This window comes from Pseudomonas sp. GNP013 (assembly GCF_054343995.1).
In genome coordinates this window covers 746,402-762,817 of the sequence record NZ_JBTGUT010000001.1, presented here as the reverse complement: position 1 = coordinate 762,817, position 16,416 = coordinate 746,402, and the positions used below count along the sequence as shown (strand labels likewise).

Annotated in this window: 14 protein-coding genes; 7 read left to right on the top strand and 7 right to left on the bottom strand. The window is 60.6% G+C overall.

The window, feature by feature from the left end; translation table 11 throughout:
- Window positions 1–116: 116 nt before the first annotated feature.
- From ACXX81_RS03460 to secA, 3 genes are all read right to left on the bottom strand, one after another.
- Window positions 117–1,061, bottom strand: coding sequence for a Nudix family hydrolase (locus tag ACXX81_RS03460; protein WP_458571213.1), 945 nt, complete (start codon window positions 1,059–1,061; stop codon window positions 117–119).
- Between the two features lie 62 nt (window positions 1,062–1,123).
- On the bottom strand, window positions 1,124–2,341 hold the full coding sequence (gene argJ / locus ACXX81_RS03455) for a bifunctional glutamate N-acetyltransferase/amino-acid acetyltransferase ArgJ (protein ID WP_057007180.1): 1,218 nt from the start codon (window positions 2,339–2,341) through the stop codon (window positions 1,124–1,126).
- Between the two features lie 123 nt (window positions 2,342–2,464).
- On the bottom strand, window positions 2,465–5,200 hold the full coding sequence (gene secA / locus ACXX81_RS03450; RefSeq protein ID WP_209984287.1) for a preprotein translocase subunit SecA: 2,736 nt from the start codon (window positions 5,198–5,200) through the stop codon (window positions 2,465–2,467).
- A gap of 305 nt (window positions 5,201–5,505) precedes the next feature.
- Between secA and ACXX81_RS03445 the strand changes: the two genes are divergently transcribed.
- Complete coding sequence (locus tag ACXX81_RS03445; RefSeq protein WP_209984289.1) at window positions 5,506–5,961, top strand: DUF721 domain-containing protein; 456 nt, start codon at window positions 5,506–5,508, stop codon at window positions 5,959–5,961.
- Between the two features lie 4 nt (window positions 5,962–5,965).
- Here the strand turns inward: ACXX81_RS03445 and ACXX81_RS03440 are convergent, their stop codons facing one another.
- From ACXX81_RS03440 to purU, 3 genes are all read right to left on the bottom strand, one after another.
- The gene (locus tag ACXX81_RS03440) at window positions 5,966–7,444 is read right to left on the bottom strand and encodes a helicase HerA-like domain-containing protein (RefSeq protein ID WP_322214401.1); all 1,479 of its coding nucleotides are present in this window, start codon (window positions 7,442–7,444) and stop codon (window positions 5,966–5,968) included.
- A gap of 122 nt (window positions 7,445–7,566) precedes the next feature.
- Complete coding sequence (locus ACXX81_RS03435) at window positions 7,567–7,737, bottom strand: hypothetical protein (RefSeq protein WP_209984293.1); 171 nt, start codon at window positions 7,735–7,737, stop codon at window positions 7,567–7,569.
- A gap of 82 nt (window positions 7,738–7,819) precedes the next feature.
- On the bottom strand, window positions 7,820–8,668 hold the full coding sequence (gene purU, locus ACXX81_RS03430; RefSeq protein ID WP_003237644.1) for a formyltetrahydrofolate deformylase: 849 nt from the start codon (window positions 8,666–8,668) through the stop codon (window positions 7,820–7,822).
- Window positions 8,669–9,016: 348 nt separating this feature from the next.
- Between purU and mvaT the strand changes: the two genes are divergently transcribed.
- Window positions 9,017–9,391, top strand: a complete 375-nt coding sequence (gene mvaT, locus ACXX81_RS03425) for a histone-like nucleoid-structuring protein MvaT (RefSeq protein ID WP_003175830.1) — start codon at window positions 9,017–9,019, stop codon at window positions 9,389–9,391.
- Between the two features lie 90 nt (window positions 9,392–9,481).
- Here mvaT and sbcB read toward each other — a convergent pair whose 3' ends face one another.
- Entirely contained in the window at window positions 9,482–10,909 is a 1,428-nt protein-coding gene (gene sbcB, locus ACXX81_RS03420; protein ID WP_231423789.1) for an exodeoxyribonuclease I, read from the bottom strand.
- A 167-nt stretch (window positions 10,910–11,076) separates the two neighbouring features.
- Between sbcB and ACXX81_RS03415 the strand changes: the two genes are divergently transcribed.
- Genes ACXX81_RS03415 through ACXX81_RS03395 form a run of 5 tightly spaced genes read left to right on the top strand, consistent with a single transcriptional unit; the run spans window position 11,077 to window position 16,411 of the window.
- Entirely contained in the window at window positions 11,077–11,769 is a 693-nt protein-coding gene (locus ACXX81_RS03415; protein ID WP_458571212.1) for an RDD family protein, read from the top strand.
- Window positions 11,766–12,746, top strand: a complete 981-nt coding sequence (locus tag ACXX81_RS03410; RefSeq protein ID WP_458571211.1) for a stage II sporulation protein M — start codon at window positions 11,766–11,768, stop codon at window positions 12,744–12,746. Before ACXX81_RS03415 ends, ACXX81_RS03410 begins: the two co-directional genes overlap by 4 nt.
- Window positions 12,733–14,265, top strand: coding sequence for a DUF4129 domain-containing protein (locus tag ACXX81_RS03405; RefSeq protein ID WP_458571210.1), 1,533 nt, complete (start codon window positions 12,733–12,735; stop codon window positions 14,263–14,265). The genes ACXX81_RS03410 and ACXX81_RS03405 overlap by 14 nt, the downstream gene beginning before the upstream one ends.
- A complete protein-coding gene (locus tag ACXX81_RS03400) occupies window positions 14,262–15,419 on the top strand; it encodes a DUF4350 domain-containing protein (protein ID WP_458571209.1) in 1,158 nt (385 codons plus the stop codon). Before ACXX81_RS03405 ends, ACXX81_RS03400 begins: the two co-directional genes overlap by 4 nt.
- Window positions 15,416–16,411, top strand: a complete 996-nt coding sequence (locus ACXX81_RS03395; RefSeq protein WP_209984308.1) for an AAA family ATPase — start codon at window positions 15,416–15,418, stop codon at window positions 16,409–16,411. The genes ACXX81_RS03400 and ACXX81_RS03395 overlap by 4 nt, the downstream gene beginning before the upstream one ends.
- Window positions 16,412–16,416 lie beyond the last annotated feature (5 nt).

Sequence of the window (16,416 nt, the reverse complement as noted above, 5' to 3'; positions counted from 1 at the left end):
GCCTTGTCTGGCCTCATCGGGGACAAGCCCCCTCCCACAGGTGACCGCATTCCAGCATTGGAATCGGGTCAACTGTGGGAGGGGGCTTGCTCCCGATGAGGCCCTTCAGAGCCCCCTCAACCCTGCGGCCAGAACGCCCTGATACCCGCCACACCCTGAGCCCCTGCCTCCCAGGCCCGCTCCCGCTCGGCAGGTCCTACCCCGCCCAGCAGAAACACCGGTTTGCTGAAACCGGCAATCAACTGCGACGCCGGTTCCCAGCCCAACGGCTGCGCATCCGGATGGGTATGGGTCGGTTGCACAGGCGACAACGTGACAAAGTCCACGTCCATCAATTCGGCCAGCGCCAGTTCCTCGGCGTTATGGCAGGACGCAGCCAACCAGCGGTCCTTCGGCAACGGCCGGCCTTTGCTCGCGTATTTGCGCAGTTGCGCCGAGGTCACGTGCCAACCCGCCGCAGGAAAATCCCCCAGCCATTCGAACGGTCCCTTGAGCATCAATTGCGCTTTGCCGGCACACAATCCCACCGCGTCTACCGCCAGGTCGCGGTATTTCGGGTCGTAACCATTGGGCGCACGCAGTTGAATCAGCTTGATGCCAGCGGCGACAGCCTGTTGGATGCCACGCAACAGCGTCGGGGTTTCCAGCTCACCGGGGGTGATCAGGTAGTCGGCAGGCAGGCGCGCCGCCGCGACAATCGGCGTGTTGGCTGCGGGAAACGCATAGTTAAGCAGATCCCGAGGGGCCACCCACGCCAGAGGCTGCCCTTCGACGCCGTGAGGCTGGCCGGTAAACGACGAGACTTCCCAGACATCCAGCAACACCTGCTTGTCCGGGTAGTCGTGCTGCACCTTGATCAACGGACGCGCCGTCGTGACCTGAATGCCCAACTCTTCCTGCAGTTCGCGGGACAGCGCAGTGGAAACCGACTCGTCAGCCTCCACCTTGCCGCCGGGAAACTCCCACAAACCGCCCTGATGCTGGGTGTCGGCACGGCGCGCCAGCAGAATCCTGCCGTCGAGGCCGCGGATCACCGCCGCTGCTACATGTACTCGTTTCACGCCACTGCTTCCTCGTGTGGTAACCCCTGCAGGCGCGAACGCCTACAGGGGGAGGGTCATTGTCAGGTGCGATATTCCGCGTTGATCTTCACGTACTCGTGGGACAGATCAGTGGTCCAGATGGTTTCGCTGCAATCGCCGCGGCCCAGCTCGATGCGGATGGTGATTTCTTCCTGCTGCATCACTGCCGAACCTTGGGCTTCAGTGTAGGTTTCGGCCCGTGCGCCACGGCTGGCGATGCACACGTCACCGAGGAACACGTCGATCTTGCTCACGTCCAGCTCCGGCACGCCGGCGCGGCCGACGGCAGCGAGGATGCGTCCCCAGTTCGGGTCGGAGGCAAACAGTGCGGTCTTGATCAACGGCGAATGGGCCACGGTGTAGCCCACGTCCAGGCATTCCTGATGGTTGCCGCCGCCATTGACTTCAACGGTGACGAACTTGGTTGCGCCTTCGCCGTCACGCACGATGGCCTGGGCCACGTCCATGCACACTTCAAACACCGCCTGCTTCAACGCCGCGAACAGCGGGCCGCTGGCGTCGGTGATTTCCGGCAGGTTGGCCTGGCCGGTGGCAATCAGCATGCAGCAGTCGTTGGTCGAGGTATCGCCATCGATGGTGATGCGGTTGAACGACTTGTTGGCGCCATCCAGGATCAGGCTGTGCAGAACGTTGCGCGACACCTTGGCGTCGGTGGCAATGTAGCCGAGCATGGTGGCCATGTTCGGGCGGATCATCCCCGCGCCCTTGCTGATGCCGGTGACGGTCACCGTCACGCCGTCATGCACGAACTGACGGCTCGCGCCCTTGGGCAGGGTATCGGTGGTCATGATGCCAGTGGCCGCTGCCGCCCAGTTGTCCACAGACAAATCATCCAGCGCGGCTTGAAGAGCCCCTTCGATTTTCTCGACCGGCAGCGGCTCGCCGATCACACCGGTGGAGTACGGCAGCACCTGGCTGGCATCCACGCCGGTCAATTGCGCAAGCTTTGCACAGGTGCGCGCAGCAGCGACAAGGCCAGGCTCGCCAGTACCGGCGTTGGCATTGCCGGTGTTGGTCAGCAGGTAACGAATCGGGCCGGCCACGCGTTGCTTGGCCAAAATCACCGGCGCGGCACAAAACGCATTGAGGGTAAACACGCCAGCGACGGTCGAACCCTCGGCACAGCGCATCACTACCACATCCTTGCGACCCGGCCGCTTGATGCCGGCCGAAGCGATACCGAGCTCAAAGCCGGCAACCGGGTGCAATGTGGGCAAAGGACCAAGACCAACAGCCATGAATGCGCTCCTCAACAATAGATGATGTCTGTGCCGTCTTGATTGACGGTGAGATTAATTGCAAAACGCCGCGACGGCAGAGGCCGGTCGCGGCGCGGGGTGTTGCAGCGTCAGGCGAAAATACTAGTTGATTTCGCCGTGGCAGTGTTTGTACTTCTTGCCCGAACCGCACCAGCACAGCTCGTTGCGACCCAGCTTCTGATCGTTGCGCACCGGGGTTTGCGCCAGGGCTACATCGATCTCTTCGCCAAGCACTTCCGGCGCGTCCAGGCCCGGTGCCTCGTCATGCTGGAACTGCATGCGCGCAGCCAATGCCTCGGCTTCCTGGCGCAGACGCGCCTCTTCTTCGATCGGGTCTTCGCGACGCACCTGAACGTGGGAGAGCACGCGAATCGAATCGCGCTTGATCGAATCGAGCAATTCGGAGAACAGCGTGAACGACTCGCGCTTGTACTCCTGCTTCGGGTTCTTCTGGGCATAGCCACGCAGGTGGATGCCGTGACGCAGGTGGTCCATGGTCGACAGGTGGTCTTTCCACAGGTCGTCCAGCACGCGCAGTACGATCTGCTTCTCGAACGTGCGCAGGGCTTCGGCGCTCGCCTGCTCTTCTTTCTCGTTGTACGCGGCCAGCAGCTCGGCCATCAGCTTCTCGCGCAGCGTCTCTTCGTAGAGGTGGTCGTCTTCGTCCAGCCATTGCTGGACCGGCAGGTCGACACCAAAGTCGCTCTTGAGCGCCGCTTCCAGACCGGCAACATCCCACTGCTCAGGCAGGGACTGTGGCGGAATGTGTGCGGTGACGGTGGCGTTGAGTACGTCCTGACGGAAATCGGCAATGGTCTCGCCGATGTTGTCGGCAGCCAGCAACGTGTTGCGCATGTGATAGATCACTTTACGCTGTTCGTTGTTGACGTCATCGAACTCGAGCAGTTGCTTGCGAATGTCGAAGTTGCGCCCTTCAACCTTGCGCTGGGCCTTTTCGATGGCGTTGGTCACCATGCGGTGCTCGATCGCTTCACCGGACTGCATGCCCAGGGCCTTCATGAAGTTCTTCACGCGGTCCGAGGCGAAGATACGCATCAGGCTGTCTTCCAGGGACAGGTAGAAACGGCTGGAACCGGCGTCACCCTGGCGACCGGCACGGCCACGCAGCTGGTTATCGATACGACGTGATTCGTGACGTTCGGAAGCGATCACCTGCAGGCCACCGGATTCCAGCACGGCCTGATGACGCTTCTGCCAGTCGGCCTTGATCTGGGCGACCTGCTCGGGCGTTGGGTTATCCAGCGAGGCCACTTCCACTTCCCAGTTGCCGCCCAACAGAATGTCGGTACCACGACCGGCCATGTTGGTGGCGATGGTCAGCGCGCCTGGGCGACCGGCCTGGGCGATGATTTCGGCTTCCTTTTCGTGGAATTTGGCGTTGAGCACCTTGTGCTCGATGCCTTCCTTATTGAGCAGGTTGGACACGTGCTCGGACGTCTCGATGGTCGCGGTGCCCACCAGGATCGGGCGGCCCTGGGCCATGCCGTCCTTGATGTCGTTGATGATCGCCGCATACTTCTCTTCGGCGGTCAGGAACACCAAGTCGTTGAAGTCCTTGCGCGCCAGCGGCTTGTTCGGCGGGATAACCACGACCGACAGACCGTAGATCTGGTGAAATTCGAATGCTTCGGTGTCGGCCGTACCGGTCATGCCGGACAGCTTGTTGTACAGACGGAAGTAGTTCTGGAAGGTGGTGGACGCCAACGTCTGGCTTTCGGCCTGGATGTTGAGCACTTCCTTGGCCTCGATGGCCTGGTGCAGGCCTTCGGACAGACGACGCCCCGGCATCGTACGGCCGGTGTGTTCGTCAACCAGCACGACCTGGCCGTCCTGCACGATGTATTCGACGTTGCGATGAAACAGTTTGTGCGCGCGCAGACCGGCATACACGTGGGTCAACAGGCCCAGGTTGTGCGCCGAGTAGAGGCTTTCGCCTTCGGCCAGCAGGCCGATCTGGGTGAGCATGTCTTCGACGAACTGGTGACCGGCTTCGTTGAGTTCGACCTGGCGGGTCTTCTCATCGATGGTGAAGTGACCTTCTTTGGTCACTACGCCTTCCACTTCCTCGATGTGCTGCTCCAGACGCGGGATCAACTTGTTGATCTCGGTGTACAGGCGCGAACTGTCTTCGGCCTGGCCGGAGATGATCAGCGGGGTACGGGCTTCGTCGATCAGGATGGAGTCGACTTCGTCGATCACGGCAAAATTGAGTTCGCGCTGGAATTTTTCTTCCATGCTGAACGCCATGTTGTCGCGCAGGTAGTCGAAACCGAATTCGTTGTTGGTGCCGTAGGTGATGTCGGCGGCGTAGGCCGCGCGCTTCTCTTCCGGCGGCTGGAACGGCGTGACCACGCCGACGGTGAGGCCGAGGAATTCATACAGCGGGCGCATCCAATTGGCGTCCCGGCGGGCCAGGTAGTCGTTCACGGTGACAACGTGCACACCCTTGCCGGACAGTGCGTTGAGGTAAACGCCCAGTGTCGCCACCAGGGTCTTGCCTTCACCGGTACGCATTTCGGCAATCATGCCTTCATGCAGGGTCATGCCGCCGATCAACTGGACGTCGAAGTGGCGCATACCCATTACGCGCTTGCCGGCTTCACGGGCAACCGCGAAGGCTTCGGGCAGCAGTTTGTCGAGGGTTTCACCTTTGGCTATGCGGGCCTTGAACTCTTGGGTCTTGGCGCGCAATTGCTCGTCGGAAAGGGCAACCATCTGCTCTTCGAAAGCATTGACCAGCTGCACCGTCTTGAGCATGCGTTTGACTTCGCGCTCATTCTTGCTTCCAAAAAGTTTCTTTAACAAAGGCGCAAACATATCGGCAGGTTCTTCCACACATAGGGATGGAGGGCGCACCGTCAGTGGCCCGAGCAGCCCTCACGGCCGCATGCGAACGCGCATTCTACCCGGAAACGTGGGTGAGGAAAGTGGCGTTATTCCCAGATGCTGGCATGGGGCTGTGAGAGGGCCTGTTTAAAATAAGGGCTTTTGCGCGAACTTCAACCCATCGAATGCAGAAGTTACCTATTGATTTCGCGGGAAAAGCCGGGCATCGGCATTGCCCAGGGCCGCCTGCGCGCTTTCTGTTAAGATGGCCGCTCTGTTACTTAAGGTGTCCGCTTATGGCATTTCGCCCTCTTACAGCCCGCGCGCCCAGCGTGTTGCTTCGCGAAGCCAAGCCGTTGAAAGCCATCTTCGGCCACGCCCAACGCCTGGGACACCTGCAACGCCTACTCGAAAGCCAGCTGCAACCCGCCGCACGCGAACATTGTCACGTGGCGTCCTGGCGTGAAGGCAATTTGCTGCTGATCGTCACTGACGGCCATTGGGCGACGCGCCTGCGCTACCAGCAAAAACGCCTGCAGCGACAATTGATGGCATTTGATGAGTTCGTCAGCCTGACGCGCATCCAGTTCAAGGTACAGCCGCCCACCGTGCAGCAAGGTGCAGTGGGCCATACCATGGACCTGTCGGAAAACGCCGCCGAAACCATCCAGGCCACGGCCGACGGGATCAGCGATCCAGGTTTGCGCGCGGCACTGGAACGCCTGGCCGCCCACGCCAGGCCCAAGGCCTGAGCCGCTACTTGCGCTTGCTGCCGCCGAGCAACGAGCCCAGCAAACCGCGCACCAACTGCCGCCCCATTTGATTGGCTGCCTGCTGCATCGCGGACTTGAGCGCCTTGCCTGCCGCCGTCCCCAGAAACGCGCCGGCCCTGTCGGTGAAGCTCGGCTCCTGGGCGGCAGGCGTGGAGTCTGCGCCTGGCCCCAATTCCTTGCGCGCCATCAGCACTTCATAGGCGGATTCGCGATCGATCGGTTTGTCATAACGGCCTTGCAGGGGCGAGCTGGCGATCAGCGCCGCACGTTCGACCTCACTGAGCGGGCCGATCCGCGATTGTGGCGGTGCCACCAGCACCCGCTGGACGACCTCCGGCGTGCCCTTTTCCTGCAAGGTGCCGACCAACGCCTCACCCGTGCCCAGCTCCGTCAGCACCGTTAATGCATCGAACGCCGGATTCGCGCGGAAACCCTCGGCCACGGCGCGCAGGGATTTCTGTTCTTTAGTGGTGAAGGCGCGCAAGCCGTGCTGGATACGCAGGCCAAGTTGCGCCAGTACGGTGTCAGGCAGATCCCCCGGGGACTGCGTGACGAAATACACGCCAACGCCTTTGGAGCGAATCAACCTCACTACTTGCTCCAGGCGATCCTGCAACGCCTTGGGGGTATCGGCGAATAACAAATGGGCCTCATCGAAGAACAGCGCCAGCAGCGGCTTTTCGGCATCGCCGCGCTCCGGCAATTGCTCGAACAGCTCCGCCAGGAGCCACAACAGGAACGTGGCATACACCTTCGGCGCTTCGTGCACGAGGCGGCTGGCGTCCAGTAGATGAATACGGCCGCGGCCCTCTGCGGCGGGCTGCAAAATATCTTCAAGTTGCAACGCGGGCTCGCCAAACAAAGCGTCGGCGCCCTGCTGTTCCAGCACTGCCAGACGTCGCAGCAGCGCCTGGCTGGAGCCCGTGTTCATCAATGCCGCGTCATCGCCCAGCAGTTCTGGGTGATAGTGCAGGTGATTGAGCAGCGCCTTGAGGTCCTTGAGGTCCAACAGCAACAGGCCTTCGCGGTCGGCCACCTTGAAGGCCGCGTACAGTGCCGACTGTTGGCTGTCGGTGAGCTCCAGCAGGCTGCCGAGCAACAGCGGCCCCATTTCGCTGATGGTGGTGCGCAATGGATGACCGGACTGGCCGTGAATGTCCCACAGCGTGACGGGATACGCCCGGGCGGTGTAATTAATGAAAGGCATGCCGGCGATACGCTCGGCCACCTTGCCCTGGGGGTTGGCGGCGGCGCCGAGGCCACAGAGGTCTCCTTTGATATCGGCGGCAAATACCGCCACCCCCGCATCGCTGAAGGCTTCCGCCAGGCGCTGCAAGGTCACGGTCTTGCCCGTGCCCGTTGCCCCGGCGATCAATCCATGACGATTGGCCAGGCGCATGGGCTGGGCGATGGGCTGGCCGTCTGAGTCGGCACCGATCAGGAGTTGTGTGGAATCAGGCATTTCGTCACCCATGATTGATGTCCAGTGCCGCAGGTAGGCGCCTGGAATATTAAGACATTAGCCGCCTCTATCACGCGATGAATAAAATCTTCGCTTGAAAGATGGGTAACGTTCGAACTTGATCAGTCCTTATCAGGCTCGGACTTGCTGCGCTCGCGTTCCCATAACTGGGCGGCACCGGGAAAGTCCGTGCCGTCTTCACTGTTCAAGTCATCCGGGTCATAGCGGCTCAAACAGCCCTCACCCAGGGTCGCCGGCGCCTTTGCGGTCGCTTTGTCCAAAGGGTCATTCATGACTCAATCCTCGACATACAGGCAAAGAAAAAGGGCCTGGGACGATTTAACGCCCAGGCCCTTGATTCTTCAATCGCTGAGATCAGAACACAACTGTCTTGTTGCCATGCACCAGCACGCGATCTTCCAGGTGATAACGCAGGCCACGGGCCAGCACCATCTTCTCGACGTCACGGCCGAAACGCACCATGTCTTCGATGCTGTCGCTGTGGCTGACACGCACCACGTCCTGCTCGATGATCGGGCCGGCATCCAGCTCTTCAGTGACGTAGTGGCAGGTTGCACCAATCAACTTCACACCGCGCAGGGACGCCTGATGGTAAGGCTTGGCGCCGACAAACGAGGGCAGGAAGCTGTGGTGAATGTTGATCACCCTGCCAGCGTATTCGCGGCACAGTTCCGGCGGCAGGATCTGCATGTAGCGCGCCAGCACTACCACGTCGGCTTCATGCTGCCCGACCAGACGGGAAACCTCGGCAAACGCAGGCTCCTTGTCCTGCGGGTTGACCGGCACGTGGTAGTACGGGATGCCATGCCATTCGACCATGCTGCGCAGGTCGTCATGGTTGGAGATCACGCAGGCAATCTCGCAGTCCAGCTCATCGCTGTGCCAACGGTGCAGCAGGTCGGCCAAACAGTGGGACTCACGGCTGGCCATCAGCACCACTCGTTTTTTCTGCTCGGTGTCAGTGATGTGCCAGGTCATCGAAAACTCTTCGGCAATCGGCGCAAACGCCTCGCGGAAGGCCTGCAGACCAAAGGGAAGCGTGTCGGCACGTATTTCGTGACGCATGAAAAACCAACCGCTGAGATCGTCCGAGTGATGGCTCGCCTCGGTGATCCAACCGTTGTGGGAGGCCAGAAAGTTACTGACTTTGGCAACGATGCCAACCCGGTCCGGGCAAGCAATCACCAGCCGAAAAGTGCGCATTAGGGGGAAACTCCAGAACTTCGCAAAGGCCGCCATTCTAGCGATTGCGCAGAAAAACTGCAGTATTCCTTCGCGCTTATTCTGCCCTCCCGCTCTGCCGGTGCCCCTTAATTGTGTAAGGTTTTACCGCCCTTAGATAAATGTACAACCTTATGCGTGAGCAGTAAGCGAGAAATTAATCAGAATGTCGTTGCACATACCGCTACTTATTAAGTCGATTGCATCGCGGTGCCGCTTACATTCAACGTAATTCACCTGAATACACGCTTAAATGTTTACTTGAGCAAATTGCCTGACTATTATTAGCCCACTGTCCCTGTCATCCGCGTTCTACATAAGGTAGTCCACATGTCCCTGATCAACGAATACCGCGCCACCGAAGAAGCTATCAAAGAGCTGCAAGCCCGTTTGAAGAATCTGTCCCAAGACGACAAACTGAAAACCGAGCTGGAATTCGAAGGCAAGCTGCGCACCCTGATGGGTGAATACTCCAAGTCCCTGCGTGACATCATCGCGCTGCTGGATCCAGAGTCGAAAGTTAAAGCACCGCGTGGCGCTGTGAAAACTACCGGCACCAAACGTGCTCGCAAGGTCAAGCAATACAAAAACCCGCACAACGGCGAAGTGATTGAAACCAAAGGTGGCAACCACAAGACGCTGAAAGAGTGGAAAGCCAAGTGGGGCGGTGACGTGGTCGAAGGTTGGGCCACTCTGCTGGGCTAAGCCTTGCCAGGCCCCGCCTGATTTGCGCCCCCCCTGAAACGCCAGCTTGCTGGCGTTTTTTATTGCCGGAACACTTCTGCAGTTATCCTCCTACAGATTCATCCGCGCCGCCAAAGCATCGACATAATCCTGCCATTGATCCAGTACCTGACACTGAATCGATGTAGCACTAACCGCCAACTCCCGTCGCGCAAGATTAAATGCCTCCAGCGTATTGGGAGCCCCCCATTGTGCGTCCGACAAACGTTGCTGACAGAAAAGTTTCCAGCGTTGTTGCTCCTCACTGCTCAAGGTGTCAGCAAAGTTACGGGCGCGGTAGCGAAATAATAATTCCGGTAAACGGTGATCATCAAATGGCCACTGCTGACGGGCGAGTTGTGCGGGTTCTGCGGCTCGGACTTGTTCACATAATCGGCGGTCGCGGTCACCGATAAAACCAGCGTACAGCTGCTGCTCGGGATCTTCACTCGCGGCGAAATCTTCCTCGGCATAAATAGCCGTCAACTTGTCACGCCATACAGCCTGTGCGTCAGTTAGCCGCAGCGCACGTGCCTGATAACTGTCCATGTCCAATTGCAGCCGTTCACGGTCCTGCGCCCGCAGCACACTCAAGGGAGCAACCACCGGGCAACGGTTGATATGCACCAACTTGAGCGGCACAGGCATCTCGCCCTCGGCCAGTTCATCGCGGCGCTTATAGAGATGCTGACGTAAAGTTTCAGCGTCCAGCTCGATCAGCCCCTGCGGATCAAGCCCCAGGTCGCACACAATCAAGGCATTGCGGTTGCGCGGGTGCCAGGCCAGGGGGAGCACCACGCCCAAATAGTGACGCTCGGCGGAAAAGCGTCCGGATATATGCACCATCGGCTGCAGCAGGCGGATCTGATCCATGACGCGCTGTTTGCTGCGCAGTTGAAACAGCCAGTCGTACAGCTTGGGCTGTTTCTCGCGGACCAGGCGGGCCAGCGCAATCGTGGCGCGTACGTCGGACAACGCATCGTGCGCCTGGCCGTGATCAATCCCGTTGGCCTGGGTCAGGCGTTCAAGCTTGAGGGTGACGCGCCCGTCCTGTTCGGGCCAGGTGATCCCTTCGGGACGCAATGCGTAGGCCGTGCGCACCACATCGATCAAGTCCCAGCGACTGTTGCCGCCCTGCCATTCCCGCGCATAAGGGTCGAAGAAATTGCGGTACAGGCTGTACCGCGTCATTTCATCGTCAAACCGCAAGGTGTTGTAACCGGCGCCACAGGTGCCGGGGGCTGCCAGTTGCGCATGCACACGGGTCATGAAGTCCGCCTCGGCCAGGCCCTGTTGCGCCAGTATTGCAGGCGTGATGCCGGTAATTGCGCAAGCTGCCGGGTGCGGCAGGATATCGTCACTGGGCAGGCAATACAGATTGACCGGCGCGTCTATCTCGTTGAGGTCGTGATCGGTGCGAATACCGGCGACCTGAAGAGGACGATCGCTGCGTGGATTGATGCCGGTGGTTTCATAGTCGTACCAGAAAATCGAGGTCACGGGCCATTCCTGAGCTGAAGATTGATAAAGTCTAGGCGCTGCAAGGCGTCCAGGGCCAGCGCCAAATCAGCTGTACAAACATCCAGTAAAATCTTGGATGGTTGCTTCCGCCGTCGACACTGCTAGCATCCGTGTCTTCCAACCGCTCCGCACTGCCAGGGACCGCGATGCAATCAGCCCCATTGGACACCCGCTACCAGATCGAGACCCCGGAGGGCATCGACCTGCCCCTGCGTCCCGCCGGCCTGCTGCCACGGGCGCTGGCCTTTGCCTTCGACCTCGGCGTACGCGCGCTGGTCATGGGCATCCTGCTGGTGCCACTGGCGCTACTGGGCAATATCGGCATCGGCCTGGGTTCGCTGCTGCTGTTTCTGGTCAGTTGGTGGTACATGGTGCTGTTCGAAGTGCTCAACCAGGGCTGCTCACCCGGCAAGCAGGTCATGGGCCTGCGCGTGGTGCAGGATGACGGCACACCCGTCGGCTGGTCCGCTTCGCTTATCCGCAATCTGCTGCGCTTTGTCGACATGCTGCCCTTCGGCTACTTTTTCGGCGCCGTCAGTTGCCTGCAACATCCCCATTTCAAACGACTCGGCGATCTCGCCGCTGGCACGCTGGTGATTTATCGCGAACAGCCACTGGCCCGCCCCAAAGTGCCGCAGGCCGAACCTCTGCGCCTGCCGTTCGCCCTGCACCTCAGCGAACAACGCGCCATCCTCGGATTTGCCGAGCGCCAGAGCGAATTGTCCGCAGAGCGGGTGCACGAACTGGCTTCCATCCTCGCAACGCCCCTGCAGGTGCCGGCGGCTCATGCCGCAGAGCAACTCAATGGCGTCGCGCGTGGTTTGCTGGGGCCGACATGAAACAGAGCCTGTTCGAAAGCCGTCACCAACCGCAGTGGCAAGCCTTTGCCGCACAACTGAAACAGTTGGAGCAAGGCAAGCTCAAGACCGGCGATATGGCCGACTTTCCCCATCAGTATCGGCGTCTGTGCCAGCACCTCGCCCTGGCCCAGGAGCGCGGCTACAGCAGTTATCTGGTCGACCCGCTGCAACAACTGGCATTGCGCGGTCATCAGCAGCTGTACCGGCACCGCAGCCAATTGACCGCGAACGTATTGAGCTTCGTGCTGGCCGATTTTCCACGACTGGTGCGCGAGCAGTGGCGCTTCGTGTTGATCGCCGGGCTGCTGTTCTTCGGCAGCCTGATGGTGGTTGCGCTGCTGGTATACCTGTTTCCCGAATTGATCTACAGCATTGTCAGCCCGCAGCAGGTCGCCGAGATGCAAGGCATGTATGACCCCGATTCCAGTCGCCTGGGCCGCGTCGCCGAGCGAGCATCCAGTGAGGACTGGATGATGTTCGGCTACTACGTGATGCACAACATCGGGATTGCCTTCCAGACATTCGCCGCAGGCTTGCTGTTCGGGCTGGGCAGTGTGTTTTTCCTGATCTACAACGGCTTGATCATCGGCGCCATCTCCGGGCACCTCACTGAAATCGGCTACGGCCAGACCTTCTGGTCGTTCGTTATCGGCCATGGCGCTTTCGAACTCACTGCCATCGCCCTCGCCGGCGCGGCAGGCTTGCAGTTGGGCTGGGCATTGATCGCGCCCGGTCGCCTCACACGCGCCGAGTCACTGCGGCTGGCAGCGCGCAAAAGCATACAAATGCTCTGCGGCGTCATGATATTGCTGCTCATCGCAGCCTTTATCGAAGCCTACTGGTCGTCCTCCACCACCACTGCACCCTGGATCAAATACCTGGTGGGCGCCGTGCTATGGCTGCTGGTGATCGCTTATCTGACATTGACCGGACGCACCCGCCATGCGCCTGAGTGATTCAAGCGTAGTCATTCGGCCGCGCACGCCTTGGGAAGCCATGGACCTTGGCGTACTGATGGCCCGTAAACACCGTTGGCTGCTGATAGCCAGTTGGGCGATTGTGAGCTTGCCAGTATTTATTTTGCTCAGCGCTGCGTTTTGGAAGTATCCGTCCACCGCCATGCTTCTGTTCTGGTGGCTGAAACCGGCGTTCGACCGCTTGCCGCTGTACATCCTGTCCAGGGCCTTGTTCGGCGAGACTCCCAGCCTCAGGCAGGCTGTGCGCCAGTGGCCGCGCCTGCTTAAAGGCCAGTTGTTGAGCAGCTTGATCTGGAGACGGCTAAGCCTGAGTCGCAGCTTTGTGATGCCCGTCAGCCAGCTCGAAGGACTGGACGGTGACGCGCGTCAGAAACGCCTGGGCGTGCTGCTCCAACGTAACGGTGGAGCTTCGCGCTGGCTCACCCTACTTGGGATGTGCCTTGAAATAACGTTGTGGTTCGGCGCCATGGCATTGTTTTACCTGTTCATCCCCCAGCAGATCGAGCTGGACTGGAACTGGCAACGCCTGGCGCAGGCCACCGGTTCGCAAGCGCTGTGGCTGGAACACATGAGCAATGCGTTCTACGCATTGATTCTGGTGTTCTGGGAACCGATCTACGTCGCCTGCGGCTTTAGCCTGTACCTCAACCGCCGCACCGTACTCGAGGCCTGGGACCTGGAACTGGTATTTCGCCGCCTTCAAGAGCGCCTGGGCAGCGTCGCGCCGCTGTTGCTGTTGGTAGCAGGCCTGATGCTGATGCCCTTCTTCAGCCAGCCGTCCATGGCGGATGACGCCAGCCCGCCCAAACCGGTCAGCACCCAGGCCGCCAGCCAATCGATCAAGACCCTGCTGGACAAGCCACCCTTCAAGAACCCCGAGACCGTCACGCGCTATCGCTTCGGCGACGAAAAACCCGCCGTAAAAAACCAGCCGCGTGGTGATGGCAAACTTCCCGCATGGCTGCAGGCACTGCTGGACAACTTCAACAGCGCCAGCTTCAAACATCTGGCCCAGGTCGTCGAAGTCCTGTTGTGGGGTTTGCTGGCGAGCGGCGTGGCGTTGCTGGTCTGGCGTTATCGCGACTGGCTGCGCACCTTTGTCAGCCGACGAAGGCCACGCAAACCCGACACAGCCTTGCCTGCGCCCACCCAGTTATTCGGGCTGGCGGTGGGCATCGAGACCCTGCCCAACGATGTTGCCGGTGCGGCCGAACAACTGTGGCCCACTCAGCCACGCGAAGCCCTTGGACTGCTCTACCGTGGCCTGCTTAGCCGGTTGCTGCACGACTTCAACCTGCCACTGAAAAGCGCCGATACCGAGGGCCAGGTGCTGGAGCGCATTCAACAATTGCAACAACCACACCTGCTGGCCTTCAGCACAGACCTGACTCGCCATTGGCAAAACCTCGCCTACGGTCACCGGCCACCTCCCCCGTTGGCGCAACAACAACTGTGCAGCGATTGGCGCAGTCTGTTCAACGCAGGTACTGCCCAATGAACCGGACATTGCTGTGTGTAGGATTGCTGCTGGCAGGCCTGCTGGGGGCAGGCGGGTTGTTTCTGTGGAGCAAGGCCATTCCCTATGACGAAGTAGTGGACCGAGGCCCATCGCCGGAGGCGCTGGCCAATCCCTACCTTGCGGCAGAGCAGTTCCTGCGCGGGCAAGGCCTTGTGGTTGAGCATGCCCATGGCCTGGATCGGCTCGCCGACCTTCCCGCCAAAGGCAATAGCCTGTTGCTGCTGGGCGAGCGCGGCAACATGACCCCACGCCAGGCAGAGCAACTATTGGACTGGGCAAGGTCAGGCGGACATCTGTTGCTGGTCGCTGAAGCACTCTGGGATGAAGAGACCGATAAAAGCGGCGACTTGCTGCTTGATCGCCTGCACATCCATCAGTGGTTGAGTGACGATCCCGAGGAACCGGCTCCCGCGCGCAAAGGGAACAAGCCGGACCTGACCAAACTTTACGTCGACAATGAAACCGCCCCGGCCTATTTCAGTTTCAACACCGACTTCAACCTCACCGACCCCACGCATCTGGCCCAGTTTTCCGCCAACAGCGCCAGGGCCAGCCACCTGATGCAGCTCAACCTCGGGCAAGGCCGTGTGACAGTGGTCACCGACAGCGACCTGTGGAAAGCCCCCATCATCGGCCAGCACGATAACGCCTGGCTGCTGTGGTACCTGAACCGGGACACAGCCGTCACGTTGCTGTTCAACAGTGACGTCGACAACCTGCTCAGCCTGCTGACGCACTATTTCCCCCAGGCTCTGGTAACGCTTGCCGCGCTGATTGTCCTGGCACTCTGGCAGGCCGGCATGCGCCAGGGCCCGGTGCAGACTCCGGCCCCCAAAGCGCGTCGGCAATTGCAGGAACACTTGAAGGCCAGCGCTGACTTCCTGCTGCGCCGCAGCGGCCAGGGCACGCTGCTGCAGGCCTTGCAGCGCGATATCCTGCGCACCGCGCGGCGCCGCCACCCAGGCTTTGAACACCTCGATAACGCGGCACAGTGCCAGGTCCTTGAACACCTTACCCGCCAACCTTCTCACGTCATCAGCCAGGCCCTCGGGCCACTTGCGGCAAAACGGCTCTCCAGCGCCGATTTCAGCCATCAGGTGGCATGCCTGCAAACCCTCAGGAATGCCCTATGAGTGAATTTCCCAGCGCCACGCCCCTGACCAGCGCCACCTTGCTACAGGCCAGCGAACTGGCCAGCGCTTTGCGCGTTGAACTGCGCAAGGCGGTGATTGGCCAGGACGACGTGATTGATGACGTACTGACGGCATTGATTGCAGGCGGCCACGTATTGCTTGAGGGCGTGCCTGGGCTGGGCAAGACGTTGCTGGTACGCGCATTGGCGCGCTGCTTCGGCGGTGATTTCGCGCGTATCCAGTTCACTCCCGACCTGATGCCCAGCGATGTCACCGGCCACGCTGTCTATGACCTGCACACCGAACAGTTCAAGTTGCGCAAGGGTCCGTTGTTCACCCACCTGCTGCTGGCCGACGAAATCAACCGCGCACCCGCCAAAACCCAGGCGGCGCTGCTCGAGGCCATGCAGGAACGCCAGGTGACCCTGGAGGGCGAGGCGCTGCCCATCGGGCAGCCGTTCATGGTGCTGGCCACTCAGAACCCCATTGAGCAGGAAGGCACTTACCCACTGCCGGAGGCCGAACTGGACCGCTTCATGCTCAAAATTCGCATGGACTACCCGGATGCTCGGCAGGAACTGGACATGGTGCGCGAAGTCACGCGTTCTTCGCGTGCCGACATGCTGGATGTACAACCGCTGCGTACCGTGCTGCTCGCTGCGGATGTGCTGCACCTGCAGCGGGTCGCCACTGAGCTGCCGCTGGATGAGCAAGTGCTCGACTATGCCGTACGCCTGGCCCGGGCCACCCGCAGTTGGCCAGGACTGACCATCGGTGCCGGTCCGCGCGCCTCAATTGCCCTGGTCAGCGGCGCTCGTGCCCGCGCCCTGTTGCGCGGCGGCGAGTTTGTCACCCCGGACGACATCAAGAGCTGCGCCATGGCAGTGCTGCGCCACCGGGTACGAATTGCCCCCGAACTGGACATCGATGGCCTGGACGTGGATCAGGTGCTCAAACAACTGCTGGATCAGATTCCGGCGCCGAGGCAATGAGCCAC